Source organism: Vibrio sp. 10N.286.51.C3 (assembly GCF_003050065.1).
Classification (GTDB): Bacteria; Pseudomonadota; Gammaproteobacteria; order Enterobacterales; family Vibrionaceae; genus Vibrio; species Vibrio crassostreae.
Window position 1 is genome coordinate 1 of record NZ_PIGC01000032.1, and the last position, 26,036, is coordinate 26,036.

Annotated in this window: 26 protein-coding genes, 10 tRNA genes and 2 rRNA genes; 29 read left to right on the forward strand and 9 right to left on the reverse strand. The window is 44.8% G+C overall.

The features are described from left to right. Positions 1-854 (reverse strand): transketolase family protein (locus CWO27_RS22725; RefSeq protein ID WP_308822227.1); only part of this gene is annotated, 854 nt, incomplete at its 3' end. A gap of 358 nt (positions 855-1,212) precedes the next feature. Here CWO27_RS22725 and metK point away from each other — a divergent pair. From metK to CWO27_RS23670, 9 genes are all read left to right on the forward strand, one after another. Continuing rightward, positions 1,213-2,367 (forward strand): methionine adenosyltransferase, encoded by a 1,155-nt coding sequence (metK, locus tag CWO27_RS22730; RefSeq protein WP_017062234.1) that lies wholly within the window; start codon positions 1,213-1,215, stop codon positions 2,365-2,367. Between the two features lie 369 nt (positions 2,368-2,736). Beyond that, a complete protein-coding gene (locus CWO27_RS22735; RefSeq protein WP_017067802.1) occupies positions 2,737-3,534 on the forward strand; it encodes a DUF2189 domain-containing protein in 798 nt (265 codons plus the stop codon). Positions 3,535-3,614: 80 nt separating this feature from the next. Continuing rightward, positions 3,615-4,115, forward strand: a complete 501-nt coding sequence (locus CWO27_RS22740; protein ID WP_102321473.1) for a SprT family zinc-dependent metalloprotease — start codon at positions 3,615-3,617, stop codon at positions 4,113-4,115. A gap of 151 nt (positions 4,116-4,266) precedes the next feature. Then, positions 4,267-4,998, forward strand: coding sequence for an endonuclease (locus tag CWO27_RS22745; protein WP_107899564.1), 732 nt, complete (start codon positions 4,267-4,269; stop codon positions 4,996-4,998). 152 nt (positions 4,999-5,150) lie between these two features. Further along, positions 5,151-5,882, forward strand: coding sequence for a 16S rRNA (uracil(1498)-N(3))-methyltransferase (rsmE, locus tag CWO27_RS22750; protein ID WP_055319636.1), 732 nt, complete (start codon positions 5,151-5,153; stop codon positions 5,880-5,882). Between the two features lie 9 nt (positions 5,883-5,891). Next, on the forward strand, positions 5,892-6,842 hold the full coding sequence (gene gshB, locus CWO27_RS22755) for a glutathione synthase (protein ID WP_107899565.1): 951 nt from the start codon (positions 5,892-5,894) through the stop codon (positions 6,840-6,842). Between the two features lie 104 nt (positions 6,843-6,946). Next, complete coding sequence (locus tag CWO27_RS22760) at positions 6,947-7,510, forward strand: YqgE/AlgH family protein (RefSeq protein ID WP_048611435.1); 564 nt, start codon at positions 6,947-6,949, stop codon at positions 7,508-7,510. Positions 7,511-7,565: 55 nt separating this feature from the next. Then, entirely contained in the window at positions 7,566-7,988 is a 423-nt protein-coding gene (ruvX, locus tag CWO27_RS22765; RefSeq protein WP_048659417.1) for a Holliday junction resolvase RuvX, read from the forward strand. A 98-nt stretch (positions 7,989-8,086) separates the two neighbouring features. Then, positions 8,087-8,245 (forward strand): hypothetical protein, encoded by a 159-nt coding sequence (locus CWO27_RS23670; protein ID WP_165886710.1) that lies wholly within the window; start codon positions 8,087-8,089, stop codon positions 8,243-8,245. 69 nt (positions 8,246-8,314) lie between these two features. Here the strand turns inward: CWO27_RS23670 and CWO27_RS22770 are convergent, their stop codons facing one another. Together CWO27_RS22770 and CWO27_RS22775 are read right to left on the reverse strand one after the other, a co-directional pair. Further along, on the reverse strand, positions 8,315-9,424 hold the full coding sequence (locus CWO27_RS22770; RefSeq protein WP_048668740.1) for a PilT/PilU family type 4a pilus ATPase: 1,110 nt from the start codon (positions 9,422-9,424) through the stop codon (positions 8,315-8,317). A gap of 14 nt (positions 9,425-9,438) precedes the next feature. Beyond that, positions 9,439-10,476, reverse strand: a complete 1,038-nt coding sequence (locus tag CWO27_RS22775; protein WP_048659419.1) for a type IV pilus twitching motility protein PilT — start codon at positions 10,474-10,476, stop codon at positions 9,439-9,441. Positions 10,477-10,502: 26 nt separating this feature from the next. Between CWO27_RS22775 and CWO27_RS22780 the strand changes: the two genes are divergently transcribed. From CWO27_RS22780 to hemW, 7 genes are all read left to right on the forward strand, one after another. After that, complete coding sequence (locus CWO27_RS22780) at positions 10,503-11,207, forward strand: YggS family pyridoxal phosphate-dependent enzyme (RefSeq protein WP_107899566.1); 705 nt, start codon at positions 10,503-10,505, stop codon at positions 11,205-11,207. Between the two features lie 82 nt (positions 11,208-11,289). Then, complete coding sequence (gene proC, locus CWO27_RS22785) at positions 11,290-12,108, forward strand: pyrroline-5-carboxylate reductase (protein ID WP_102431288.1); 819 nt, start codon at positions 11,290-11,292, stop codon at positions 12,106-12,108. A 76-nt stretch (positions 12,109-12,184) separates the two neighbouring features. After that, positions 12,185-12,742 carry a YggT family protein gene (locus CWO27_RS22790; protein ID WP_017067798.1) on the forward strand — a complete coding sequence of 186 codons (558 nt, stop codon included), beginning with the start codon at positions 12,185-12,187 and terminating at the stop codon, positions 12,740-12,742. A 29-nt stretch (positions 12,743-12,771) separates the two neighbouring features. After that, complete coding sequence (gene yggU, locus CWO27_RS22795; protein ID WP_009847703.1) at positions 12,772-13,062, forward strand: DUF167 family protein YggU; 291 nt, start codon at positions 12,772-12,774, stop codon at positions 13,060-13,062. A 28-nt stretch (positions 13,063-13,090) separates the two neighbouring features. Further along, the gene (locus CWO27_RS22800; protein WP_102431289.1) at positions 13,091-13,522 is read left to right on the forward strand and encodes a DUF4426 domain-containing protein; all 432 of its coding nucleotides are present in this window, start codon (positions 13,091-13,093) and stop codon (positions 13,520-13,522) included. 46 nt (positions 13,523-13,568) lie between these two features. Next, positions 13,569-14,168: an XTP/dITP diphosphatase gene (locus tag CWO27_RS22805; protein WP_048668738.1), complete on the forward strand. Its 600-nt coding sequence runs from the start codon at positions 13,569-13,571 to the stop codon at positions 14,166-14,168. After that, entirely contained in the window at positions 14,168-15,355 is a 1,188-nt protein-coding gene (hemW, locus tag CWO27_RS22810; RefSeq protein ID WP_102431290.1) for a radical SAM family heme chaperone HemW, read from the forward strand. Before CWO27_RS22805 ends, hemW begins: the two co-directional genes overlap by 1 nt. A gap of 111 nt (positions 15,356-15,466) precedes the next feature. On the opposite strand, the gene glsB is transcribed toward hemW, so the two are convergent. Then, positions 15,467-16,387 (reverse strand): glutaminase B, encoded by a 921-nt coding sequence (gene glsB / locus CWO27_RS22815; protein WP_048668736.1) that lies wholly within the window; start codon positions 16,385-16,387, stop codon positions 15,467-15,469. Between the two features lie 185 nt (positions 16,388-16,572). After that, the gene (gene trmB, locus CWO27_RS22820; RefSeq protein WP_010435641.1) at positions 16,573-17,292 is read right to left on the reverse strand and encodes a tRNA (guanosine(46)-N7)-methyltransferase TrmB; all 720 of its coding nucleotides are present in this window, start codon (positions 17,290-17,292) and stop codon (positions 16,573-16,575) included. A gap of 165 nt (positions 17,293-17,457) precedes the next feature. On the opposite strand from trmB, the gene mutY reads away from it, so the two are divergent. The 13 genes from mutY to CWO27_RS22885 all read left to right on the forward strand — a co-directional run bounded on the left by mutY (position 17,458) and on the right by CWO27_RS22885 (position 23,346). Next, positions 17,458-18,519 (forward strand): A/G-specific adenine glycosylase, encoded by a 1,062-nt coding sequence (gene mutY, locus CWO27_RS22825; protein ID WP_107899567.1) that lies wholly within the window; start codon positions 17,458-17,460, stop codon positions 18,517-18,519. A gap of 28 nt (positions 18,520-18,547) precedes the next feature. Next, on the forward strand, positions 18,548-18,820 hold the full coding sequence (locus CWO27_RS22830) for an oxidative damage protection protein (protein WP_010435637.1): 273 nt from the start codon (positions 18,548-18,550) through the stop codon (positions 18,818-18,820). Positions 18,821-18,889: 69 nt separating this feature from the next. Continuing rightward, a complete protein-coding gene (mltC, locus tag CWO27_RS22835) occupies positions 18,890-20,023 on the forward strand; it encodes a membrane-bound lytic murein transglycosylase MltC (protein ID WP_102431291.1) in 1,134 nt (377 codons plus the stop codon). Positions 20,024-20,126: 103 nt separating this feature from the next. Further along, positions 20,127-20,202, forward strand: a tRNA-Phe gene (locus tag CWO27_RS22840). Between the two features lie 74 nt (positions 20,203-20,276). Next, positions 20,277-20,352 (forward strand) — tRNA-Thr (locus tag CWO27_RS22845). Between the two features lie 7 nt (positions 20,353-20,359). After that, positions 20,360-20,435 (forward strand) — tRNA-Phe (locus CWO27_RS22850). Positions 20,436-20,491: 56 nt separating this feature from the next. Further along, positions 20,492-20,567, forward strand: a tRNA-Asn gene (locus CWO27_RS22855). Positions 20,568-20,961: 394 nt separating this feature from the next. Beyond that, positions 20,962-22,587: a methyl-accepting chemotaxis protein gene (locus CWO27_RS22860; protein ID WP_102431292.1), complete on the forward strand. Its 1,626-nt coding sequence runs from the start codon at positions 20,962-20,964 to the stop codon at positions 22,585-22,587. A gap of 234 nt (positions 22,588-22,821) precedes the next feature. Further along, positions 22,822-22,897, forward strand: a tRNA-Phe gene (locus CWO27_RS22865). A gap of 56 nt (positions 22,898-22,953) precedes the next feature. Beyond that, positions 22,954-23,029: transfer RNA gene (locus CWO27_RS22870), tRNA-Thr, on the forward strand. Positions 23,030-23,053: 24 nt separating this feature from the next. Further along, a tRNA-Asn gene (locus tag CWO27_RS22875) sits at positions 23,054-23,129 on the forward strand. A 36-nt stretch (positions 23,130-23,165) separates the two neighbouring features. Further along, a tRNA-Thr gene (locus tag CWO27_RS22880) sits at positions 23,166-23,241 on the forward strand. Positions 23,242-23,270: 29 nt separating this feature from the next. Further along, a tRNA-Asn gene (locus CWO27_RS22885) sits at positions 23,271-23,346 on the forward strand. 344 nt (positions 23,347-23,690) lie between these two features. On the opposite strand, the gene CWO27_RS22895 is transcribed toward CWO27_RS22885, so the two are convergent. From CWO27_RS22895 to CWO27_RS22910, 4 genes are all read right to left on the reverse strand, one after another. Continuing rightward, positions 23,691-24,086 (reverse strand): DUF2391 family protein, encoded by a 396-nt coding sequence (locus CWO27_RS22895; RefSeq protein ID WP_017060180.1) that lies wholly within the window; start codon positions 24,084-24,086, stop codon positions 23,691-23,693. Positions 24,087-25,018: 932 nt separating this feature from the next. Then, positions 25,019-25,095, reverse strand: a tRNA-Asp gene (locus CWO27_RS22900). Between the two features lie 30 nt (positions 25,096-25,125). After that, positions 25,126-25,241 (reverse strand): 5S ribosomal RNA (gene rrf, locus CWO27_RS22905). A gap of 132 nt (positions 25,242-25,373) precedes the next feature. Further along, positions 25,374-26,036, reverse strand: a 23S ribosomal RNA gene (locus CWO27_RS22910); the annotation flags it as partial.

Genomic DNA, 26,036 nt, shown 5'->3' on the forward strand with positions numbered 1-26,036 from the left:
TTTTCGAAAGGACCGTGTTCCCAACCCAATGCTGCTTTAGTTGCTGTGATTTCATCAGCACCTAGTGGAGCACCGTGACAGTCATGCGTACCCGCTTTGTTTGGAGAACCAAAACCGATGATAGTTTTAGTACAGATAAGCGTAGGACGAGGATCCGCTTTAGCCGCTTCAATCGCTGCGTTGATAGCGTCAGAGTCGTGACCATCTACTGCTGGGATTACGTGCCAGCCGTATGCTTCAAAACGCTTAGGTGTATCGTCAGAGAACCAACCTTCAACTTCACCATCGATAGAGATGCCGTTGTCATCCCAGAAAGCAACCAGCTTACCAAGACCTAGCGTACCTGCTAGAGAACATGCTTCGTGAGAGATACCTTCCATCAGACAGCCATCACCCATGAATGCATAAGTGTAGTGGTCTACGATGTCGTGGCCTTCTTTGTTGAACTGTGCCGCCAGTGCTTTCTCAGCCATTGCCATACCAACAGCGTTAGTGATGCCTTGACCTAGAGGACCAGTCGTTGTTTCGATACCAGGAGCGTAACCGTACTCAGGGTGACCTGGAGTCTTAGAGTGCAGTTGACGGAAGTTTTTCAGGTCTTCAATTGAAAGCTCGTAACCTGCAAGGTGAAGCAGAGAATAAATCAACATTGAACCATGGCCGTTAGACAGAATAAAACGGTCGCGGTCAGCCCACTCTGGGTTTGCTGGGTTGTGGTTCAAGTGGCCACGCCAAAGAACCTCAGCGATGTCAGCCATGCCCATAGGTGCGCCTGGGTGGCCTGAATTTGCTTGTTGAACACCGTCCATGCTAAGTGCGCGGATTGCATTGGCTAGATCTTTACGAGAAGGCATGTCTGCTCCTGGATACATAAGCGATTTAAAAAAGAGATAATTGCTAAAGTTTTCATTTTTATTAGCGCGGGTATTCTCTCAAACGACTATTGCGACTGCAAACGTTTTACTGGCATTTTAACGGTCATTTTTCGCAATTTTCGAACATTTACATCACTTAGCAGTGGCTTATCTCGATCGATACGCAAACGATTAGTTATGACATATCATAAAAAAGAGCTTGTAATTCGACCGCTGGAATTTAGAATAGCCGTCTAGATGTAGAAACACCTACAAAATATACTGTATTTAATGGCGGCGCTTCCTAGCTTGCGACGCCATAAACTATTTACACCAAAAACTTAAAAGTGGAGCTCTCATGGCTAAGCACCTATTCACTTCTGAATCTGTTTCAGAAGGTCATCCAGATAAAATTGCAGACCAAATCTCTGATGCTGTTCTTGATGCCATCTTGGAACAAGATCCAAAAGCACGTGTTGCTTGTGAGACTTACGTTAAAACCGGCATGGTTATGGTTGGCGGTGAAGTGACAACGTCTGCATGGGTTGATATCGAAGAAATCACTCGTGAAACAGTACGTGAAATTGGTTACGTTCATTCTGATATGGGCTTTGACGCTGACTCTTGTGCTGTTCTAAACACAATTGGTAAGCAGTCTCCAGACATCAACCAAGGTGTTGATAAAGAAGACCCTAAAGAGCAAGGCGCAGGCGACCAAGGCATCATGTTTGGTTACGCGACTAACGAAACTCCTATCCTAATGCCAGCTCCAATTACTTACTCTCACCTTCTTGTTAAGAAGCAAGCTGAAGTACGTAAGAGCGGTAAACTTGACTTCCTTCGCCCAGATGCGAAATCTCAAGTTACTTTCCAATACGACCAAGGTAAGATCGTTGGTATCGATGCTGTTGTTCTTTCTACTCAACACTGTGATTCAGTAACAACGCCTGACCTACGCGAAGCAGTAATGGAAGAAATCATCAAGCCAGTACTTCCTGCTGAGTGGATCAACAAAGATACTAACTTCTTCATCAACCCAACAGGCCGTTTCGTAATCGGTGGCCCAATGGGTGACTGTGGTTTAACTGGTCGTAAGATCATCGTTGATACCTACGGCGGCGCAGCTCGTCACGGTGGCGGTGCATTCTCAGGTAAAGATCCATCAAAAGTTGACCGTTCTGCAGCTTACGCGGCTCGTTACGTTGCGAAAAACATCGTTGCTGCTGGCATGGCTGATCGTTGTGAGATTCAACTGTCTTACGCTATTGGTGTTGCTGATCCAACATCTATCATGGTTGAAACGTTCGGTACTGAGAAAGTAGCGCACGAAATCATCATTGAAGCAGTTCGTCAAAACTTCGACCTACGTCCATACGGCCTTCAAGAGATGCTGAACCTTCTTCAGCCTATCTACAAGCAAACTGCTGCATACGGCCACTTCGGTCGTGAAGAGTTCCCTTGGGAAGCGACTGACAAAGCAGCAATCCTTGCGGACTTCGCTGGCCTAAAATAATTTAGCCACTGCGATTTGTTTCTTTAAAGCCCTTACTGCTTAGTAAGGGCTTTATTTTTATGTACTTACCGAACTTTCACTCACAATACCCTTCTCCAACGCCCTTCTTTACCGTTAACCACTTAGTATAAAAAGCCGCTGATAATTTGTGTTTTCTAGCACTACTGACAATAGTTAAGGTAACTCCTAGGCGATCAAGCTCACATTTAACTTAAATTAATTCAGTCTGATAACACTCGTTAAATGCACGCTAGAACAATAACTGGGATGACAAAGAGCAATTTAGCTCAAACACCATAACTCTCACACAAGCCACATCGATGAGCCTTATGGAATTATAACTAGGACGTTATTTAACTAGGGGGATCTATGCCTCGTACCGCGCACCCATCCGAACTGAACGATAAAAAACACAAGGTTAGCGATAAGGATTACGCTCGCACCATTCCTTGCAACCAAATCAGTATTTCCGCACCCTTTCATTGGTTGTCGCTTGCTCTGCATGACTTAGTAAGAATGCCATTAATCAGCGCATTTTACGGATTGTGCTTTATGGGAGCAGCAATTGCGATTGTTCAACTTGTCCAATGGCAAGGAACACACTTAGTCGTGATGCCAAGCCTGATCGTGTACATGCTGATAGGGCCGTTTCTTGCCCTAGGCTTGTATGACGCAGCTTGGGAAAGAGAAAAAGGCCATAACGCCAGCCTACTCCACTCAATGAAAGCCATCACTCGCAACTCCACCCACCAATGGGCCTTTGCGATTGTGTTGATGGTTGCGATGATATTCTGGATGCGTATCGCTGCGTTATTGCACGCGCTCTACCCTTCAGTGCAAGGCGCACCATTGGCTGAGTTCGCTCCCTTCTTAATTACGGGTTCTGTGATTGGTTTTGTTATCGCAAGCCTCATATTTAGCATCTCAGCATTTTCAATTCCGTTAATGATGGAGAGACGCGTTGATGTGATGAGCGCAATTTTCACTAGCTTTAATGCCGTGAAATCGAACATTCCTGCAATGGTGGTTTGGGCAAGTATTATTTGTGCCGGTATTCTGGTGGGTTTTGCCACCTACGGCATCGGAATGATCGTCACCATGCCGCTACTTGGTTATGGTACATGGCACGCTTATCACGAGATCATTAAGAAAAAACATCACGTGTAAAGCATCGCTAGATCAAAAAGCAATGTTATGATGAGGCCTTGGCTTAAACGCTGAGGTCTTTTATTTGGAGTTAACAACGTTTGTCTTACACCCCGCAACAACATCGAGCAAATAAGAAATTGGCCGAGTGCCTAGCTATCGCAAATCAACATTTCTCTCGTGAATTTCCACACCCAACTATCACCTTCAAGTTAAGAGGTAAAGCAGCGGGAAAGGCCTACCTTCAGCTCAACGAAATTAAGCTCAACCACGTACTATTTTCTGAAAATGAAGACGCCTTCATCAACGAAGTTGTGCCGCATGAGCTAGCACACCTAATCACGCATCAGGTTTTCGGACGTGTTAGGCCTCACGGAAACGAGTGGAAATACGTGATGGAAAAGGTATTCAACGTTCCAGCCAAAACAACTCACAGCTTTGAAATAGCTTCAGTTCAAGGGAAAACCTTTGAATATCGATGTGAGTGCACCACTTACCCATTATCAATCAGACGACACAATAAAGTGCTTCGAAATCAATCGACCTATCGCTGCCAGCTGTGCTATCAAACCTTATCCTTCACAGGCACACAGCTCAGCTAAAGTCCTAGACTCGCACCTATTCGATTTGGTAACCCCATCCTTTTTATTTCAGAAAGCAACACTCGATTAAGTTGATGATAGAAATGTAATGGAGAAACTCATCCTTTGAGTGCTAGACTGATGTTTATCATACTTTTATCAGTCTTTTTCTATGCAAAAACTCACCTTCAAAGCATTTGGCCTACCTGTGTCTTTTTACTTATCAATAGTATTTGGCCTACTGGTAACCCAAAGTGTTTTCGCCGCACCACCGAGCTCATTCTCCAAAGCAAAAAGAGAAGCGGTGAAGATCTATCTCGACCACCCGACTTCATTTTATTGTGGTTGTGACATTACATGGAAGGACAAAAAGAAAGGGGTTCCCGACCTTGACGGCTGTGGTTATCAAGTCCGAAAACAACAAAAGCGAGCGAGTCGAATTGAGTGGGAACACGTGGTTCCAGCTTGGCAATTTGGCCACCAGCGTCAGTGTTGGCAAGATGGCGGGCGCAAGAACTGTACTCGCAATGACAAAGTATTCAAATCCATGGAAGCCGACCTTCACAACCTGACACCTGCCATTGGCGAGGTTAACGGTGATCGATCCAACTACAATTTCAGTCAATGGAATGGCATGGATGGGGTGAGCTATGGCCAGTGTGAAATGCAGGTCAACTTCAAGCAGCGTAAAGTTATGCCGCCAGACAGAGCAAAAGGCTCTATCGCGCGTACTTACCTTTATATGAGCCAAGAGTATGGTTTCAAGCTATCTAAGCAGCAAACCAACCTGATGATGGCGTGGAACAAGCAATTTCCTGTCGACAAGTGGGAATGTACTCGGGATGAGCGAATCTATGCCATCCAAGGAAATCACAACCCATTTGTTTACCCTGCTTGTCAATAACGTCACTCGTACAATCAACATTCCAACTATCTCAAACAAGAGTTTCAGAATTGCCCCTGAAACTCTTGCTCTACCCTTGTTTTTTCAACCAAAAGCATCCATGTTAGGCAGAGACAAAATACCCAAATGAACATATTTATAGGTTTACCAGCATGAGAATCCCTCGTATCCATCACCCAGAACGCATTCATCAGTTAGGTTCACTCGCTTTAGGCGAAGATGCCGCGGGTCATGTTGGTCGTGTCCTTCGCATGAAAGAAGGCCAAGAAGTCCTTCTATTTGATGGCAGTGGTGCTGAATTTCCAGCGACAATCACTGAAGTGTCAAAGAAAAATGTCACCGTTAATGTTTCTGAACGCATCGAGCGCAGCAGCGAATCTCCGTTAGACTTACATTTAGGCCAAGTGATTTCACGTGGTGACAAAATGGAGTTCACCATTCAGAAATCGGTTGAGCTTGGTGTGAACACCATTACCCCTCTAATTTCAGAGCGATGTGGCGTTAAACTTGATACAAAACGCTTTGAGAAAAAACTCGCACAGTGGCAAAAGATTGCTATTGCGGCGTGTGAACAGTGTGGCCGTAATACGGTTCCAGTCATTCGTCCAATTATGCAGCTTGAAGAGTGGTGCAGCGAACCAAGCGAAGCACTAAAGCTAAACCTGCACCCTCGAGCAAAGTACTCAATTAACACCCTTCCAGAACCTATCAGCAAGGTACGCCTATTGATTGGTCCTGAAGGTGGCTTGTCGGCTGAAGAAATCGGCATGACAGAGCAATACAAATTTGAAGAGACGCTACTCGGCCCACGTGTACTTCGTACCGAAACAGCTGCTCTAACCGCAATTACTGCCTTACAAGTCCGTTTTGGCGATCTAGGCTAGGAGAAAAAAATGATCAAACTTGGCATCGTAATGGATCCAATTTCATCCATTAACATCAAAAAAGACTCTAGCTTTGCCATGATGCTTGAAGCTCAGCGTCGTGGTTACGAAATCCATTACATGGAAATGGATGATCTACACTTAGATCAAGGCGTAGCCATTGCTGACACTAAGGTTGTAGAACTAAAGGAAGACCCAAACGGTTGGTATGAATTCAAGTCAGAACAGACTATCGCGCTATCTGATTTAGATGCAGTATTGATGCGTAAAGATCCTCCGTTTGATACTGAATACATTTACGCGACCTACATTCTTGAGCGTGCTGAAGAAAACGGCGCACTGATCGTAAACAAGCCACAAAGCCTACGTGACTGTAACGAAAAGTTGTTCACGGCTTGGTTCCCAGAGCTAACACCAACTACCATCGTGACTCGTAAAGCTGAAAAGATTAAAGAGTTTCGTGAGAAGCATGGTGACGTGATCCTAAAACCACTTGATGGTATGGGTGGTGCGTCTATCTTCCGCGTGAAGGCAGGCGATCCAAACGTATCGGTGATCATTGAAACGCTGACCAACCATGGTCAAAACTACGCAATGGCACAAACCTTTGTTCCTGACATCAGCAATGGTGATAAGCGTATTCTTGTGGTTGACGGTGAGCCAATGCCTTACTGCCTAGCTCGTATTCCAGCTAAAGGCGAAACACGCGGCAACCTAGCCGCTGGCGGTACAGGTGAAGCTCGTCCATTAAGTGAAACAGACTGGGCTATTGCACGAGCAGTGGCTCCTTCACTAAAAGAAAAAGGCTTAATCTTTGTCGGACTGGATGTTATCGGCGACAAGCTAACAGAAATTAACGTGACCAGCCCTACTTGTATCCGTGAAATTGAAGCTGCTTTTGATATTTCGGTAACAGGTAAATTAATGGACGCAATCGAGCGTCGCGTTAACGCTAAATAGCCTAAACTAAAGAAAGCCTTAGCTATGCGCAAACGGCACAGAATCAATGAGCGGCTTCACGCCGCTCTTTTTCCTTTACTGGGAACACACTGGCAGGAGGCTCTATGAATTTAACGAACCACTTTCTGGTTGCTATGCCCGGAATGAAAGACCCCTACTTTCAAAATTCGGTAATTTACCTTTGTGAGCACAACGACGAAGGTGCGATGGGCTTAATGATCAACGCTCCTATCGATGTCACTGTCGGAAGCATGCTTAAACAAGTTGAGGTTGATTCTGAGCAGCCGAAATCGAATCAGGCAAGTCTTGATAAGCCAGTATTGAACGGTGGGCCGGTCGCAGAAGACCGTGGGTTTATTTTGCACAAACCTAAAGGCAGCTATCAATCCAGCATCAACATGACAGATCAAATCTCAGTGACAACCTCAAAAGATATCTTGATGGTGTTGGGCACAGAAGATGAGCCGATGAATTATTTAGTCGCACTTGGGTATGCAGGATGGGAACCGGGACAACTGGAAACCGAACTTACCGAGAACTCATGGTTAACCGTTGAAGCCGATCCAAAGGTCATCTTCGATACACCGATTTCTGACCGCTGGAAAGTCGCCGTGCAGATGTTAGGCATTAATGCGGCTCAGCTTTCAGCAGACGCTGGTCACGCCTAGCTCAAATCAGCTAAATAAACAGACACTCTCAAACACAGATAAATTTGGAACCCCCATGTCACGAACAATTATGGCATTTGACTACGGTACAAAAAGTATCGGCAGTGCGATAGGACAAGAAATCACAGGCACAGCAAGCCCACTGAAAGCCTTTAAAGCCAAAGACGGAATTCCTAACTGGGACGATATCGAAAAGCAAATTAAGGAGTGGCAACCTAACCTGATTGTGGTTGGCCTTCCTACCGACCTTCATGGCAAAGATCTAGCCACCATCACACCTAGAGCGAAGAAGTTCGCTAACCGCCTTAAAGGGCGCTTTGGTGTTGATGTTGAACTGCATGATGAGAGGCTATCGACTGCCGAAGCAAGAGCCGATCTTTTTGACATGGGTGGCTATAAAGCATTAAGTAAAGGCAATGTAGATAACCAGTCTGCAGTCGTCATTTTAGAGAGCTGGTTTGAAGCGCAATATTCGTAACGAAAATTAAGTGAGCAAAATTTGAACTAATTTGTGATCCCACACGAATTTCACGCCGTAATGTCGATGCAATTCGAAATCAGAACGTGGGAGTTCAAATGAAAATTTTTCTAGCAATCTTCACCGCTCTAACCATTTCAGCATGCAGTTCAATGGGTGGTTCAGCGGGTTACACTGGCGAACAATATCCAACTAAAATTAAATTAGAGAAAGAGCGTGGCTACTCGAACGACAACAACCGTTTTGCTAATCACTAATTTATTCACTTTACAAAAAACCCGCATCTCAGCGGGTTTTTTATTGGCACCAGACACTAGGCATTCAACCTAACCCATGTCTATCTTTACCCCGGCCAAAGCACCAGTCCCGTAGTCATCATCGCCACGTCTGGTTTTTAGCATCAAACGTAAGTCATTAGCAGAGTCAGCACTGTGAAACGCATCCTCTTCGCTGATCTTGCCTGCTACAACTAAATCATATAAAGCTTGGTCAAAGGTCTGCATACCAATCTCTTTTGATTTTGCCATGGTTGCTTTCAGTTCATGTAGTTCACCACGACGAATCAAGTCAGACACACGAGGGCTGTTGAGTAGAATCTCAAACACACCATGGCGACCGCTGCCATTCTTATCTCTGATTAATTGCTGAGCCACCACACCACGCAAGTTCATCGACAAATCAAACAAAAACTGCTCTTTTTGTTCCTTCGGTACCAAGTGGAGAATACGTTCTAACGCTTGGTTAGCGTTATTGGCGTGCAAAGTTGCCATACACAAGTGACCCGTTTCAGCAAAGGTCATCGCGTATTCCATGGTTTCACGGCTACGGATTTCGCCAATCAAGATCATATCTGGCGCTTGACGTAACGAGTTCTTAAGTGCGACTTCATAGCTCTCGGTGTCAAGCCCAACCTCACGTTGAGTCACGATACATTTTTTATGTTCGTGAACGAATTCAATTGGGTCTTCAACCGTCAAGATATGCCCCGAGCGGTTGGTATTGCGATAACCAGTCATCGCAGCCATTGAGGTCGATTTACCAGAGCCTGTCGCCCCAACCACCAACACAAGTCCGCGCTTAGCGATTGAAAGGTCCTGCAGTACATCTGGAAGCTTTAATTGCTCAAAGGTTGGGATGTTAGTCTCGATACGTCGAATGACCGCTCCAGGTAGCTCTCGTTGAAAGAATGCACTGACACGAAAACGCCCAAAGTCACGCACTATGGCAAAATTAGCCTCACGCGTTTGCTGATATTCATCACGTCGGTCTTGATCCATCATCGCATCAAGTAGTTGAGCGACCTGAACCAAATTCAGCTTCTCGCCTTGCGGTCGTAGTTCACCATCGACACGGAACAAGACAGGCGCATCGACAGTGATATAAAGATCGGACGCTTTTTGAGACAGCATTCCCTCAAGGATTTGATTCAATTCCATTATGTGCACCTTGATTAAAACATTGAGGTTTCAATTTCGATTTTTTTCTCAACCTCTTCCGAATCAACCAAGCCTTGAGCCATCAGCTGCTTCGCGTTTTGCTCCATGGTTTGCATGCCATGTGCTGCGCCCGTTTGAATGATCGAATACATCTGAGCGACCTTGTCTTCACGAATCAAGTTTCTGATCGCTGGTGTCGCCATCATGATTTCATGGCAAGCCACACGACCACCCCCTACACGTTTTAGCAGCTTCTGTGCAATCACCGATCGTAACGATTCAGACAGCATTGAACGCACCATGTCTTTATCGCTACCAGGGAAAACATCAATGATACGGTCAATCGTTTTTGCTGCAGAGCTGGTATGTAGGGTACCAAAAACCAAGTGACCGGTTTCCGCTGCGGTTAGCGCTAAGCTGATCGTCTCTTGGTCACGAAGCTCACCAACAAGGATAACATCTGGGTCTTCACGTAACGCGCTGCGCAGCGCCGCTTTGAAGCTGTGAGTATCACGATGGACCTCACGTTGGTTAACAAGGCATTTATTGTTGGTGTGAACGAATTCAATCGGGTCTTCGATCGTCAGGATATGTTTGTTGTGGTTGCGGTTTACGTAATCAACCATCGCCGCAAGGGTCGTTGATTTACCAGAGCCTGTTGGGCCAGTAACGAGCACTAAACCTTTTTCGTAGTTGGCAATCTTTTCAAAGATTTCAGGCGCACCTAGTTGATCTAAAGTTGGGATTTCTACAGGGATAGTTCGAAAGACAGCCGAGCAACCACGAGCTTGGTTAAAAGCATTCACACGGAAACGACCAACATTGGGCAATTCAAAAGAGAAGTCGACTTCCAATTTTTCTTCAAACTCACCACGCTGCGAATCGCTCATGATCTCAAAAACCAAACGATGCACATCAGCATGACTCAAAGCTGGGATTCCAAGCTTCCTTACTTCACCATCTATACGTACCATTGGAGATACACCCGCAGAAAGATGTAGATCTGACGCGTTATGCTTTACACTAAAATCTAGTAACTCAGTGATATCCATTTATTTTCCCTTAAGTAAAGTCAGCTATGAGTAGTATTCAACAAAATATCGAACAAATCACCTCACAGATTCGTAGTGCTGAGCAAAAGTGCGGACGAGCTCCAGAGTCCGTGCAACTTTTAGCCGTCAGCAAAACTAAACCTATTGATGCGATTCTAGAAGCCGCACTCGGAGGCCAAGTTGCCTTTGGTGAAAACTATGTTCAAGAAGGTGTCGATAAAGTAAAACACTTTTCAGAACAACATTCTAACCTAGATTTAGAGTGGCACTTTATTGGTCCAATTCAGTCCAATAAAACTCGTCCAATCGCGGAAAGCTTCCAATGGGTACATTCCGTTGATCGCGATAAGATCGCACAAAGACTTAATGATCAACGTCCAAGCGAACTTCCACCTCTACACGTGCTGATTCAGGTAAACACCAGTGGTGAAGAGTCTAAGTCAGGAACCTCAGAAGAGACAGTTTTTGCACTCGCGGAGTTGATTTCATCGCTCCCTAACCTCACCTTAAGAGGATTGATGTCGATTCCTGCAAACGTCTCTGACTATCAATCACAGCTTAATGCGTTCTCTCAACTGGCAGAGCTTAAAGATAAGTTATCCGCGAAGTATCCAGACATCGATACCCTGTCTATGGGGATGAGTGGTGATATGGATGCAGCCGTTGAGGCTGGCAGCACAATGGTTCGTATTGGAACGGCTATTTTCGGCGCTCGTGATTACGCGAAATAGCCGTAGTAAGTAACCAACGACAAGTACAAGTATTGATACCGCTTCGCCTTATCCGCGCAGCGACACGCTCAGGATTTTATATATGGAACATAAGAACATCGCCTTTATTGGGGCGGGAAACATGGTTCGCTCAATTGTAGCGGGCTTAGTCGCGAGTGGTTACCCAGCGCAAAAGATTACGGCAACCGCACCTTCAGAAACCAGAAGGTTGCCGTTAGAACAAGAATACGGCATCAATACCACCAGCGATAATATTGCAGCAGCAGAGCAAGCAGACGTTGTCGTGTTATCCGTGAAGCCACAAATGATGGCTAATGTATGTAAGCCCTTACAAGATATCGACTTCAGCAACAAACTGGTTATCTCAATTGCCGCGGGTATTAATGCGAATCGACTCAATGAGATGTTAAACTGCCAGCTAAACCTTGTTCGTGTGATGCCAAACACGCCATCACTACTTGGGAAGGGGATGAGCGGTCTTTATGCCGATTCAACCGTTAGCCAAGATGATAAAGACTTTGCTTCTCAGCTGATGCAAGCTGTAGGTGAAGTAAGCTGGGTTGAGCAAGAATCTGGTATCAATAACATTATTGCGGCGGCGGGTAGTGCTCCGGCTTACTTCTTCCTGTTTATGGAAGCGATGCAAGCAGAAGCAGTCAACCAAGGCTTCGACCAAGAAACCGCTCGTAAATTAGTTCAGCAGTCTGCGTTAGGCGCGGCAGAGATGGTGGTAGCAAACCAAGAGACTGAATTATCAACACTGCGTGAACAAGTGACATCAAAAGGCGGCACGACCGCAGAAGCACTACGCACGTTTAACGAACATCAACTATCAGACATCGTAGCCAAAGCCATGCAAGCGGCAGTCGCTCGGGCTGAAGAGATGGAAAAACTGTTTTAGTACCAATCAAGGTAAACAAGCATTTTGCCGCTCAGGTTATATCTAAGCGGCAAGTAAATCCGAAAAAGGAAACAATATGAACTCGATGAGCTTTCTGATCTCGACCGTTTTTGATCTTTACATCATGGTTGTGATCTTGCGTATCTGGCTACAAGCATCACGTGCAGATTTCTACAACCCATTCTCACAATTCATCGTAAAAGCGACACAACCGGTTGTTGCCCCACTACGCCGAGTTATTCCATCTATCGGCAGCCTTGATCTTGCGACGGTTGTTTTTGCTTATGTGCTGTGTGTACTTAAGTTCGTTGCTCTAAACCTGATTATCTCTGGCGGCGCTGCCGTTTTCGATATTAGCTTCCTAATCTTTGGTGCACTGTCTCTGCTCAAAGCGGCTGGTGGTTTAATTTTCTGGGTTCTACTTATCCGTGCAATCCTAAGCTGGGTAAGCCAAGGTCGTAGCCCAATAGAGTACGTATTCCATCAACTGACTGAACCAATGTTAGTGCCTATTCGCCGTATCCTTCCGGACATGGGTGGTTTCGACCTAAGCGTACTGGTTCTGTTCATTGTTCTGCAATTTGCGAACTTCCTAATGGGCGACATGATTGGTCCTATTTGGTATCAACTATAATTCAAGTACAAACATCAGGTACTTTGACGATGCCAAAAGCGGTTTGGGCCGAGGAAGACGATATTCTTCTTAGGCTCTATATCCAACCCAAAGCAAGCCGAGACAAGATTGTTGGCTTGCATGGTGAGGAACTAAAAATTGCCATTACCGCCCCACCGGTAGATGGCAAAGCCAATGCCCATTTAGCGAAATACCTAGCGAAACAGTTTAAGGTCGCAAAAGGGCAAATTAAGATAGAAAAGGGAGAGCTCGGTCGGCATAAGCAAGTTCGAATATGCTCGCCAAGCCAAATCCCAACTGAAGTCAAAGCCATCCTATGATGGCTTTTTGCTATTTATTGGAGTCATTATGCGTCTATGGATAACAGCACTACTCACCTCTCTTATTGCCCTACCTAGTTGGGCAGGGCAGTTTAAAAACATCAAAGATGTCGAGGTTCACTACTCGGCTTTTAATTCCACGTTTCTAACTGCGCAAGTCGCTAAGCAATACAAACTTAAGCGAAATGGATACTCAGCAATCCTCAACATCAGCGTGTTAGACAAGGCTTCCCTAGGCAAGCCTGCTACAACGGCTAAAATTACGGGAACAGCGAAGAACCTCGTTGGAAACACCCGAACTTTGAAGTTTCGAGAAATCAAAGAAGGTGATGCGATTTATTACCTTGCTGAGTTCCCTGTAACTCACGAAGAGAACATCACCTTTAACATCGATGTTAACGCAGGCTTGAAAGGCACTGGCCCACTGCGCTTCACACAGAAATTCTATATAGAAGAGTAAGCTATCCCTTACTTTTCATTTATTCACTTATTAGAGTCACATTCCCATGAGCAAGATTGTTTTAGCAACAGGCAACCAAGGTAAAGTTCGCGAGATGGCAGATATTCTGTCTGAGTTTGGCTTTGACGTGGTCGCACAAAGTGAATTTAACGTTTCAGAAGTCGCTGAAACGGGGACAACTTTCATTGAAAATGCCATCATCAAAGCTCGCCACGCCGCGAAAGAAACAGGACAGCCAGCGATTGCTGACGACTCAGGTTTAGAGGTTGATTACTTAAATGGTGCTCCGGGCATCTACTCAGCGCGTTACTCAGGTGAAGGGGCAACCGATAAACAGAACATCGAAAAATTGCTAAACGCGATGCAAGGTGTCGAAACTGAAAAGCGTACTGCGCGTTTCCACTGTGTGTTGGTGCTAATGCGTCACGAGAATGATCCAACACCTCTAGTGTGTCACGGGAAATGGGAAGGTCGCATCCTTACCGAAGAACATGGTGAGAATGGCTTTGGCTACGATCCCGTATTCTTTGTTCCAGAAGATAACTGCGCATCAGCAGAACTTGAATCTTCACGTAAGAAGCAACTATCACACCGTGGTAAAGCGCTTGCGTCACTATTAAAGACTCTCAAGGAGCAAGCTCTGTAATGCACAATGCAGCGCTAATACCACCCGCACTTAGCCTCTATGTCCACATCCCATGGTGTGTACAAAAGTGTCCGTATTGTGATTTTAACTCTCACGCCCTCAAAGCCGAGATCCCAGAGAAAGAGTACATCGATGCACTGCTTGAGGATCTCGATACCGATATCGAAAAATATCAGCTCAATGGTATGCCTCGTCCATTGCACTCAATCTTTATAGGTGGAGGAACTCCGAGTTTATTCTCTCCTGAAGGCATCGGGCGGTTACTACAAGGTATTGAGCAACGTATTCCGTTCAAACCTGAAATAGAAATCACCATGGAAGCCAACCCGGGAACTATCGAAGCTGAGCGTTTTGCAGGTTACCAAAAGGCAGGAGTGAGTCGAATCTCGGTGGGTGTGCAAAGTTTTGAGCAAGATAAGCTTGAAAGACTTGGGCGTATTCATGGTCAAGACGAAGCGGTAAATGCCGCTCATTTAGCGCATAAAATTGGATTGAATAGTTTCAACTTAGATCTCATGCACGGCTTACCGGATCAAAGCATAGATCAAGCATTGGCTGATTTGGATAAAGCGATCGAGCTTAACCCTCCACATTTATCTTGGTATCAGCTAACAATAGAACCTAACACCATGTTCTATTACAAAACGCCAACTCTACCTGATGACGATGATCTCTGGGATATCTTCGAATTAGGCCACAAAAAGCTCGCTGATGCAGGGTATGTACAATACGAAATTTCAGGCTACAGCAAGCCGGGCTACCAGTGTCAGCATAATCTCAACTACTGGCGCTTCGGTGACTACTTAGGTATCGGCTGTGGCTCTCATGGCAAGCTAAGTTTTGCTGACGGACGGATTGTTCGCACTACAAAGGTTAAGCATCCTAGAGGCTACCTAGCAGCGTATCAGAACATGGTGAAGCCTTATCTATCCGATGAGTTTGAAGTGCCGAATGAAGACCGCCCTTTTGAATTCTTTATGAACCGCTTTAGGCTAATGGAAGCGTGTCCAAAACAAGATTTTATCGATACGACTGGGCTTGGTTTTGACTCGATTCAAGAAACTATTGAATGGGCAAAAGAGCTAGGCTACTTGAATGAAACCGACACTCACTGGCAGATAACAGAAAAAGGGAAGCTATTCCTCAACGATTTGCTGGAAGCTTTTATGGCAGAAGAGGACGAATAGATTCGAGAGATATTGTGTAAGGGTTGGTTTTAGGGCCAACCCTTTTTATTTTATAGCCCCCTCTCGGAGCGAAGCGTTCTACAGGACGAAGTCCGTGCTCGCATCTTTCTCTTAGAAAATAGAACGACCAATTCGCTCAGAAAGCAACTCTAGCGCCTTAGTACCTGCTAAAGAGTTACCAGAAGGGTCAAGCTCTGGAGACCACACCGCAATAGTCATTTCGCCAGGAACGATAGCGATAATACCGCCACCCACACCCGATTTACCTGGCATCCCAACACGGTAAGCAAACTCACCAGCCCCATCATACAAACCGCATGTCGCAAGCAAAGCATTCAACTGCTTGGTTTGAACTGGCGTGATGATCTCTTTCTTGGTTTGAACCGACACACCTTTGTTTGCCAAATAGCTAAAGGTTTTTGCCAAGTCCACACACGTCATTTTAAGCGCACAGGCATGAAAGTAGTTATTCAAAACAGGGATAACATCATTTTCAAAGTTACCAAATGAACGCATCAAGTAAGCGATAGCCGCATTACGATCGCTGTGCATCATTTCTGAAGCCGCTACTATCTTGTCATAGACTATATGGGTGTCGCCCGACAACTGACGCACAAACTCCAATAAGCGGTGCCTAGGCGCAGATAAGCGGCTTTGTAGTAGGTCTGCAACGACAATTGCGCCCGCATTAATGAACGGGTTACGGGGAATCCCATGCTCCATCTCAAGCTGAATCATAGAGTTAAAGGCTTGGCCAGAAGGCTCTTTGCCTACGCGTTGCCAAATCTCTTCAGGCTTGTATAACACCATAGCTAATGTCAGGCTCAAGGCTTTAGAGATGGATTGCACAGAAAAGGCTTCCTCTGCATCACCCGCTTGAATCACCTCACCTTCATTGGTGTATACCGCAATCGCCAGTTTCTGGTTCGATACGCGAGCCAATGCAGGGATATAATCAGCAACCTTTCCCTGACCAATTAGGGGACGAACTTCGTCTAAAATCTCGGCTAAAATAGCTTGAGTTGGTTTCATGTATGCTTACTTCTATATTGTTATTTTTGTAGGGTTCTAACATTACTTTCTGTCCTTAAACCTTTATCGCAATAAAAGCCTAAGGACAAAAAAGCCAACATTACAATAATGTTGGCTTTAATCAATCCCACAAAGTGTAAGGTTTAACCTAAAGCAGGTTTACCTTCACTTGTTGTGCTCGAGAATTACTTAGTACGCTTGTACTTAATATCCCAAACACCATGACCAAGACGGTGGCCACGAGCTTCAAATTTAGTCAGTGGACGCTCATCTGGGCGAGGAATGTAATCACCATCTTCAGCGATATTCTCGAAGCCTGGAGCAACGTTCATCACTTCAATCATGTGCTCTGCGTAGTTTTCCCAGTCTGTTGCCATGTGGAAAATACCAGTATCAAGTTGAAGCTTACCGCGAACCATTTCTGCAAACTCAGCCTTAACGATACGACGTTTGTGGTGACGAGCTTTGTGCCATGGGTCAGGGAAGAACAGTTGCAGTGTATGCAGGCTGCTATCTGGAATCATGTGTTCAAATACTTCTACTGCATCGTGACACATTACACGCAGGTTAGTTACGCCAGCATCACGCGCTGTACCTAAACAAGCACCAACACCTGGGCTGTGAACTTCAATACCTAAGAAGTTTTTCTCAGGTGCGTTCTTTGCCATTTCAACCAGTGATGCACCCATACCGAAGCCAATTTCTAGTACAACTGGGTTATCGTTGCCAAATACTTCTTTCCAGTTAAGAAGCTCTGGGTTGTAGTCGATACCCATTGTTGGCCAACATTCATTCATCGCGTTTTCTTGGCCTTTTGTTAAGCGGCCTTCGCGGCGAACAAAACTACGGATCTTACGAACCAGTTTGCCGTCTTCAGTATATTCGTTAGTGGTCACTTCACTCATTGATTTTTGCCTGCACATTGATTAATCAAAGCGGGGATTATCCAAAGAATTGCCTTCGGTGCAAGTCTTTCCGTGGATAAATTCCCACACAATTTGTCTGTTTTACATCCAACGTTAAGTGTGGTGCAATTTCGCTTCTAATAATAGCAAAGCATAGAGCATGTCGTGACTCCTTTCGCAACCGCCATATTAAAGTGGTATGACGCCTACGGGCGTAAAGAATTACCTTGGCAACAAAACAAAACCGCCTACACCGTTTGGCTATCTGAAATTATGCTTCAGCAGACTCAAGTCGCCACGGTGATTCCATACTACCAGCGATTCTTAGAACGCTTTCCAACGGTTATCGACCTAGCGAACGCCGAACAAGATGAGGTTCTGCACTTATGGACAGGGCTTGGTTACTACGCACGAGCTCGCAATCTACATAAAACAGCCAAGATCGTTGCTGAGCAATATGGTGGTGAATTTCCGCTTTCTATCGAAGAGATGAACGCGCTACCGGGCATAGGTCGCTCGACGGCAGCTGCAGTGCTGTCTTCGGTTCACAAACTTCCTCATGCGATTCTTGATGGCAATGTAAAACGAACACTTGCGAGAAGCTTTGCCGTTGAAGGTTGGCCAGGACAAAAGAAAGTCGAGAACCAGCTCTGGGAACACGCCGAAGCACACACACCGAAGAAAGATGTCGATAAGTACAATCAAGCAATGATGGATATGGGCGCGATGGTTTGCACCCGTAGCAAGCCTAAATGTGCGTTGTGCCCGATTGAAAGCATGTGTGAAGCCAAGAAACTTGATAAACAACTCGACTTTCCAGGTAAGAAACCTAAGAAAGAAAAACCAGTAAAAGAAACATGGTTTGTGATTCTGTACCACAACAATCAAGTATGGCTCGAACAACGCCCTCAATCTGGTATCTGGGGAGGGCTATTCTGTTTCCCTCAAAATGAAAATGCAGAGATCGAACATCAGTTAGATCTTCGCTCGATCAAAGACAGTGAAACCGATTCAATCGAGACCATGATTGCGTTTCGACATACTTTCAGCCACTACCACTTAGATATCACGCCAGTATTAGTGAAATTAGATAAACAACCAGATTTGATAATGGAAGGGACTAAAGGTCTCTGGTATAACTTATCAAAACCGGAAGAAATTGGCCTAGCCGCTCCTGTAAAGCAGCTTATTGAGAGCCTACCCTTTGAACTGAACGACGCCGTTTGAATCAACGAACGCCATAAGAGGAACTACTATGAGCCGCACTGTATTTTGTGCTCGCCTTCAAAAAGATGCTGAAGGCCTAGATTTTCAACTTTACCCAGGTGACTTAGGTAAACGTATCTTTGACAACGTGTCTAAAGAAGCTTGGGGACAATGGCAAAGCAAGCAAACAATGCTGATCAATGAAAAGAAGCTAAACATGATGGATCCTGAACATCGTAAACTTCTTGAAACTGAGATGGTTAACTTCCTTTTCGAAGGTAAAGATGTCGTAATTGATGGCTATACTCCACCAAGCGAATAAGACATTTATTTAAGCAATTTTTAATGACATCATGGTTAACGCTGCGATGTCATTTTTGTATGAGGAACTATGAAAAAGCTAAGTTACTTCCTAACAGCCATGTTATTAACTGGCTGCAGCCGTGAATTTGTCGAAAGCATTTATGATGTTAATTATGAGCCGACCAACCGATTTGTAAGCAATTTGGCAGAGCTACCCGGTCAGTTTGAAAAAGACACCGGAGCACTAGACTCTTTGATTAATAGCTTTTCTGGCAATATCCAAAAGCGCTGGGGCAGCAGTGAAGTAAAGATGGCCGGTAAAAGTAACTATGTGAAATACATAGATAATTACCTAAGCCGTTCAGAAGTAAACTTTAGCGAAGGCCTCATAACGGTAGAAACAGTCTCCTCTACTGAGCCTAAAAAACACCTCAAAAACGCGATCATGACAACGCTTTTGACGCCTGATGATCCGGCGCATGTCGATCTATTCTCTTCCAAAAGCATCAAGTTAGAAGGCAAACCTTTCCTCTATAATCAAGTTGTAGACCAAGATAAAAAGCCCATTCAATGGACATGGCGCGCTAACCAATTCGCGGATTACCTGGTCGCTAACAACCTAAAAACCAAAGAAGTCGACTTTAAAAAAGCCTATTACGTTGAGATCCCAATGGTGGCCGATCACGCTAGCCAGCGTAGTTACCAATACGCCGACATCGTTCGACGAGCATCTCAGCGTTACGACATTCCTGAAGACTTGATCTACGCAATAATCAAGACAGAGAGTAGTTTCAACCCATACGCGGTGAGTTGGGCAAATGCATACGGTCTGATGCAAGTGGTGCCTAAAACCGCAGGTCGAGATGTCTTTAAACTAGTAAAGAACAAGCCTGGAGAGCCCAGCCCAGAGTATTTATTCAATCCAGAAAACAACATTGATGCTGGTACCGCATATTTTTACATCCTTAAAAATCGTTATTTGAAAGACGTAAAACATCCGACAACGCTCGAATACAGTATGATTTCAGCATACAACGGCGGCACGGGTGGCGTGCTCAACACCTTCAGTAAGGACAGAAAACGAGCAATGCGAGACTTAAACTCGCTGCAACCTAGCCAAGCGTACTGGGCACTTACTAAGAAACACCCAAACAAAGAGTCGCGCCGATACTTAGAAAAAGTAACAAAATTCAAGAAAGATTTTAACCAAGGTAAAACGTAAGCCTCACTTTTGAATAAAAAAACAACTAACGAACGTTTTTTTTAATTATTTTCAAAAAAGGTGTTGACGGTTATGCAGAAAATCCGTTTAATAGCGCTCCGTTGCCCGGATAGCTCAGTCGGTAGAGCAGAGGATTGAAAATCCTCGTGTCGGTGGTTCGATTCCGCCTCCGGGCACCACAATTTGATTTGTTGGTGTCAACACTCTTTAACAGGGAGTGGTAGCACGGACGAAAGCATAAAGAATTTAGTGTGCCGACTTAGCTCAGTAGGTAGAGCAACTGACTTGTAATCAGTAGGTCACCAGTTCGACTCCGGTAGTCGGCACCATTCTTTTGCCTCGATAGCTCAGTCGGTAGAGCAGCGGATTGAAAATCCGCGTGTCGGTGGTTCGATTCCGCCTCGAGGCACCATTATTTGGTGCTTAACAAATAATGGTCTTTATAGACCTGATGTTGACACAAATAATTCCCCTTTAGTTCAGTTGGTAGAACGGCGGACTGTTAATCCGTATGTCGCAAGTTCAAGTCTTGCAAGGGGAGCCACATTCAAGAAAGCCAAGTCGAAAGACTTGGCTTTTTTTCGTTTGAACAAAAACAAACTCTATTCAATAGACACATCAGCTCAACGCAACTCTTAATCAGTCTCGATAAGTTGAGTTATATCCTTCTAGTACCTTCACTACAGCAGTTGATTCTAAGTTCTATAAAGAACCTCTATTCCAACAGAACCAACTAATCCCAGAAATCCCCTTCCCCACCTTAACTCCGTAAGCCGTCACATCAAAACAAACAGAATTCCATTTCATTACTTTTTTTTCTTCGAAAATTTAATCTCTATCATGTTTTGATATCTTTCTAATATCTGCCATACACGACTTAGATTAAGATTCGATGAACTATACCTAATACTAATTATTGAATCGCTGCGCGGGGAAACATGAAACTAAAAACGCAAGCTTACTTATTATCGGGCATCATCTTGATCGCCCTGCTAGCACTGACCGCTACTGGTTTATGGACATTGAGAGTCGCGAGCAACATGGACAACAAAGCTCGCGTGACCGAGCTATTTAAGAGTGCATACAGCATCCTTACTGAAGTCGAAAAAATGGCGATTGATGGCACTCTAGAAGAAGAGCAAGCTAAGCAACTAGCTACTCGCCTTCTACGTAACAACATCTATAAAGATAATGAATATGTTTACGTAGCCGATGAGAACATGACGTTTGTCGCGACACCATTAGATCCTCAATTACACGGAACCAGCTTTAACGACTTTAAAGATGGCAACGGGAATAGTGTAGGTCAGCTAATCCAAAGAGTACTTGGTAATCGTACTGGGCAGATCATTGAGTACACCTGGACACAAAAACTGCCAGATGGAACGATTGAAGAAAAACTGTCTATAGCAGAGAAAACACCACATTGGGGCTGGGTTGTCGGAACAGGTATCGGGTTCAATGAAGTTAACGCTCGTTTCTGGTCTACCGCTCAATGGCAGCTGTTCCTTTGTGTCGTGATTGCTGGTCTTATTCTATCGAGCCTAATTGTATCTATTAAACGCATGCTAGCGCTTCTTGGTGGCGAACCTAAAGATGTAAGAGAAGCTGTACAAGCCGTAGCACAAGGTCGAATTCAAACCTCTTTCGAAACTCAGGCGACAGACGGCAGTATTTACCACGCCGTACAACAAATGAGTAAGTCACTGGCTGAGTTGGTATCAAACCTGGACGCTTCAATGCTGGCATTAAGGGGAGAACTGCAGCGCGTAGAAGACCGTGCTGGGTCAATTGCTCAACTAACAGAGACCCAACAGCAATCAACAGAGATGATCGCGACAGCAATGACCGAGATGGCCTCTTCAGCCAATAACGTTGCTGATTCAGCTAGCGATACCGCGCGCAACACCGACGAGGCCGATAAACAGAGCCAGCATACCCAACAACTGATTCACAACACAGTAGACAACATTCAAGGCCTAGCAGGCCAACTAAGCACAGCAAGCGAAGCTGTCGCTAACCTAGATAACGATGTAAACAACATTGCGAAAGTATTGGATGTGATTGGTGATATAGCGGAGCAAACTAACCTGTTGGCACTTAACGCAGCCATTGAAGCAGCTCGAGCTGGCGAACAAGGCCGTGGATTTGCGGTTGTAGCAGATGAGGTTCGTAACCTTGCAGGTCGAACACAATCAAGCACCAAAGAAATTCAGTTAATGATTAATAACCTTCAAGACGGATCTCGCAACGCAATTCAAACTATGGAAGTTTGTGCCGCGACCAGTGAAAGCACCGTAACAGAGTCTCAAAACGCCTCTGAAGCACTACAACAGATTGTTGTCGCATTAGAGTCGATTTCATCAATGAGTCATCAAATCGCAACAGCGGCCGCTGAGCAGACTCAGGTGAGCGATGATATATCAAAGCGTATCAACATGATCGAAGAGAGCGGCAACCAACTGAGCAATGTCGTGATAGAAAGTCATAACAGTACCCAAACTCTCGCCTCCCTTTCTAATGAATTAGAAGCTTGGGTTAATAGGTTTGAAGTAAAACACTAAACTCTCTAAAAATTTTTTAATAAAAAAGCACGTTTTCATACGTGCTTTTTTTATTTCGGCGCCCATTCAGTGTAGTTAACCGTAGTTTTACTATCTATTAGGGCATGCTAGACCTAGGTTTTTCACCCCAAATGAGCAAAAACAACCCACTAAGTATAGAAAAACATCAAACGATACTTTTTTTGCAATTTAATGTTGACCCAGAACGCGAAAACACGTTTAATACACCTCGTCGCCCGGATAGCTCAGTCGGTAGAGCAGAGGATTGAAAATCCTCGTGTCGGTGGTTCGATTCCGCCTCCGGGCACCACAATTTATTTGTTGGTGTCCTAGACAACAACAGTAAAGCACAAAGAAATATTATGTGCCGACTTAGCTCAGTAGGTAGAGCAACTGACTTGTAATCAGTAGGTCACCAGTTCGACTCCGGTAGTCGGCACCATTTCTTTAAAGCTTTAAGAATAATTCCCCTTTAGTTCAGTTGGTAGAACGGCGGACTGTTAATCCGTATGTCGCAAGTTCAAGTCTTGCAAGGGGAGCCAAGTTAATCATCAAGCATAAGCTTTTTGATTCATGATGCCGACTTAGCTCAGTAGGTAGAGCAACTGACTTGTAATCAGTAGGTCACCAGTTCGATTCCGGTAGTCGGCACCATTCTCTTGATTAGAGACTAAACAATCAATTCCCCTTTAGTTCAGTTGGTAGAACGGCGGACTGTTAATCCGTATGTCGCAAGTTCAAGTCTTGCAAGGGGAGCCAATTAAAAAAAGCCGCATCATTGATGCGGCTTTTTTGCATCTAAAGATCATAACTTCTCAATACAACTACCCTCACATTTCAAATATCATATTCAATTCAAAAACCAACCGTTTTTATATCCATCCAAAGCTACAAATCTTCGCCACTTAACTCCCTTCAAAATCGTCCAACAACAAACGACACATTCACGTAAGAGTCACTCATAGTACGTTACTACTCATTTTATTATTGAGAAGATCGGCTGAAAAAATCAATGCTAAGCCTAGAAATGAGAAAGCTAAATAACAAATCAAATAAGCGCTAGAAAAGCTCTGTAAGGCGCTTCAATCCAAATGATACACAAGTCACTCTTTATCAAAACTATCCACTACAATAGCGCCCATAGAGGCTGGCATTGAAATAACAATCACTCTTTTGATCGATACAACAGGGTCACTCAATAGAGGTAATTTGTCCAAGCAAGTCAGTACCAAAGCAACGACCAAGGCCGTCATAACATAAGCAATAACTATTCTGAAAATAAACACCGGCAACCGTGCAACAACATCTTTTTGAAAGACACTCTCATACGTATAGAAGCCTAAGAACACCGCAGACAGTAAAAATAACAGCAATAGATTAGCGGTAGGTAAAGTCTCCCCTAACTTCCAAGCCTCTTCAGAAAAAGAAATTGGCACGGCCAAAGCAAAAGATCCCACAAAGATCTGGCTCGCATCTTCAAAGTTAAAACTCAATTTCATAGTTCGATCCACTAGGTTTAAGGCTTTATCTATTTCTTAAAATAATCACAAAACTATCCGCCGATGGCTTGAGGGATTGTCTTCCTACCAAGTAAACAGTAATGACCTTTCTAATTTCATATTAGTCGCAATAGCCAAAACATAGCTTGAACTAACCAGCAAGAAATCAATATGCTCAGAGTAAAGTGGTCAACACAACAGATTCATGTCGAGTCAACAAACACATCAGAGTCGAAGAGAGACCGGTAAACATCCCCTAAGGACCTACACTTAGAACCAGAGAATCTCAATCCGGTTGGGTGATCAATACAATTAATAGTGGTTTAAGCTTAATGCATTAAGTCGACTCATTAAGGGCTATAGTGTTCTTAGCAGAAACATCCATGATGGATTCCTAATTACACATCAGAACCACCCTCTAGATTCATAGATAGAACAGAAATCAGGTTTCGTAGACGAAGGGCTGTTAGCTAATACTTGAACTTGATAAAGCAAACATCCACAAACGCAGGGCACGTAGGATGAGTTGTAAGGCTTATAGAGCCTCAGGTATTGAAATGGACATGCTGATTAGAACAGTCTCATGAACCTAACTTACAACGTCGTATAGCTCGAGTGTTTGAGCACTCAGCCGCGTTTGAAGTCATGCTAGTGCCAACTCACAACTGGAGTCAGAAATGATGTCACCCTAATCGTAGGGTTTGGGTTTGGGTAACACGTAGGCTAAAGGAAAGTCTTTTGTGCAAGTTATTCGACTGACGTGCGAAGCACTATGATTTAGATGCAAAAAAGCCCCGTTATTTCTAGCGAGGCTTCTTATAAGTAATGGAGTGACTGGGGTCGTAGCCGACCGGGACTCCTTGGTCAAAGACCAAATTATCAACACCCAGAAACGGCGAAAGCCTAGTCATAAGACTAGGCTTTCTAATAAGTGGCGGAGTGGACGGGACTCGAACCCGCGACCCCCGGCGTGACAGGCCGGTATTCTAACCAACTGAACTACCACTCCGCAGTGTCTATTCAGCTTAAAGCAATTTGAGCCTGACGATGTCCTACTCTCACATGGGGAAGCCCCACACTACCATCGGCGCTATTGTGTTTCACTTCTGAGTTCGGCATGGAATCAGGTGGGTCCACAATGCTATGGTCGCCAAGCAAATTTTGCTTTTACTTTCAGTTTTTTAAAAACTGAAGGCAAAATAATCTGGAAAACTGATTTAAAAGTCTCTTCAAACTCATTCAAGCGTTTGGTATTTCTTTGAGTCCACAAAACCCCTTGGGTGTTGTATGGTTAAGCCTCACGGGCAATTAGTACAGGTTAGCTCAATGCCTCGCAGCACTTACACACCCTGCCTATCAACGTCGTAGTCTACGACAACCCTTTAGGACGCTTATAGCGTCAGGGAAAACTCATCTCAAGGCTCGCTTCCCGCTTAGATGCTTTCAGCGGTTATCGATTCCGAACTTAGGTACCGGGCAATGCCATTGGCATGACAACCCGAACACCAGAGGTTCGTCCACTCCGGTCCTCTCGTACTAGGAGCAGCCCCTTTCAATTTTCCAACGCCCACGGCAGATAGGGACCGAACTGTCTCACGACGTTCTAAACCCAGCTCGCGTACCACTTTAAATGGCGAACAGCCATACCCTTGGGACCGACTTCAGCCCCAGGATGTGATGAGCCGACATCGAGGTGCCAAACACCGCCGTCGATATGAACTCTTGGGCGGTATCAGCCTGTTATCCCCGGAGTACCTTTTATCCGTTGAGCGATGGCCCTTCCATTCAGAACCACCGGATCACTATGACCTGCTTTCGCACCTGCTCGAATTGTCATTCTCGCAGTCAAGCGGGCTTATGCCATTGCACTAACCACACGATGTCCAACCGTGTTTAGCCCACCTTCGTGCTCCTCCGTTACTCTTTGGGAGGAGACCGCCCCAGTCAAAC

Excerpts from the sequence above, each read along its gene's own strand:
- metK (WP_017062234.1), top strand. The coding sequence starts at position 1,213 with ATGGCTAAGCACCTATTCACTTCTGAATCTGTTTCAGAAGGTCATCCA.
- CWO27_RS22735 (WP_017067802.1), top strand. The coding sequence starts at position 2,737 with ATGCCTCGTACCGCGCACCCATCCGAACTGAACGATAAAAAACACAAG.
- CWO27_RS22745 (WP_107899564.1), top strand. The coding sequence starts at position 4,267 with ATGCAAAAACTCACCTTCAAAGCATTTGGCCTACCTGTGTCTTTTTAC.
- rsmE (WP_055319636.1), top strand. The coding sequence starts at position 5,151 with ATGAGAATCCCTCGTATCCATCACCCAGAACGCATTCATCAGTTAGGT.
- gshB (WP_107899565.1), top strand. The coding sequence starts at position 5,892 with ATGATCAAACTTGGCATCGTAATGGATCCAATTTCATCCATTAACATC.
- CWO27_RS22760 (WP_048611435.1), top strand. The coding sequence starts at position 6,947 with ATGAATTTAACGAACCACTTTCTGGTTGCTATGCCCGGAATGAAAGAC.
- ruvX (WP_048659417.1), top strand. The coding sequence starts at position 7,566 with ATGTCACGAACAATTATGGCATTTGACTACGGTACAAAAAGTATCGGC.
- CWO27_RS23670 (WP_165886710.1), top strand. The coding sequence starts at position 8,087 with ATGAAAATTTTTCTAGCAATCTTCACCGCTCTAACCATTTCAGCATGC.
- CWO27_RS22770 (WP_048668740.1), bottom strand. The coding sequence starts at position 9,424 with ATGGAATTGAATCAAATCCTTGAGGGAATGCTGTCTCAAAAAGCGTCC.
- CWO27_RS22775 (WP_048659419.1), bottom strand. The coding sequence starts at position 10,476 with ATGGATATCACTGAGTTACTAGATTTTAGTGTAAAGCATAACGCGTCA.
- CWO27_RS22780 (WP_107899566.1), top strand. The coding sequence starts at position 10,503 with ATGAGTAGTATTCAACAAAATATCGAACAAATCACCTCACAGATTCGT.
- proC (WP_102431288.1), top strand. The coding sequence starts at position 11,290 with ATGGAACATAAGAACATCGCCTTTATTGGGGCGGGAAACATGGTTCGC.
- CWO27_RS22790 (WP_017067798.1), top strand. The coding sequence starts at position 12,185 with ATGAACTCGATGAGCTTTCTGATCTCGACCGTTTTTGATCTTTACATC.
- yggU (WP_009847703.1), top strand. The coding sequence starts at position 12,772 with ATGCCAAAAGCGGTTTGGGCCGAGGAAGACGATATTCTTCTTAGGCTC.
- CWO27_RS22800 (WP_102431289.1), top strand. The coding sequence starts at position 13,091 with ATGCGTCTATGGATAACAGCACTACTCACCTCTCTTATTGCCCTACCT.
- CWO27_RS22805 (WP_048668738.1), top strand. The coding sequence starts at position 13,569 with ATGAGCAAGATTGTTTTAGCAACAGGCAACCAAGGTAAAGTTCGCGAG.
- hemW (WP_102431290.1), top strand. The coding sequence starts at position 14,168 with ATGCACAATGCAGCGCTAATACCACCCGCACTTAGCCTCTATGTCCAC.
- glsB (WP_048668736.1), bottom strand. The coding sequence starts at position 16,387 with ATGAAACCAACTCAAGCTATTTTAGCCGAGATTTTAGACGAAGTTCGT.
- trmB (WP_010435641.1), bottom strand. The coding sequence starts at position 17,292 with ATGAGTGAAGTGACCACTAACGAATATACTGAAGACGGCAAACTGGTT.
- CWO27_RS22830 (WP_010435637.1), top strand. The coding sequence starts at position 18,548 with ATGAGCCGCACTGTATTTTGTGCTCGCCTTCAAAAAGATGCTGAAGGC.
- mltC (WP_102431291.1), top strand. The coding sequence starts at position 18,890 with ATGAAAAAGCTAAGTTACTTCCTAACAGCCATGTTATTAACTGGCTGC.
- CWO27_RS22860 (WP_102431292.1), top strand. The coding sequence starts at position 20,962 with ATGAAACTAAAAACGCAAGCTTACTTATTATCGGGCATCATCTTGATC.
- CWO27_RS22895 (WP_017060180.1), bottom strand. The coding sequence starts at position 24,086 with ATGAAATTGAGTTTTAACTTTGAAGATGCGAGCCAGATCTTTGTGGGA.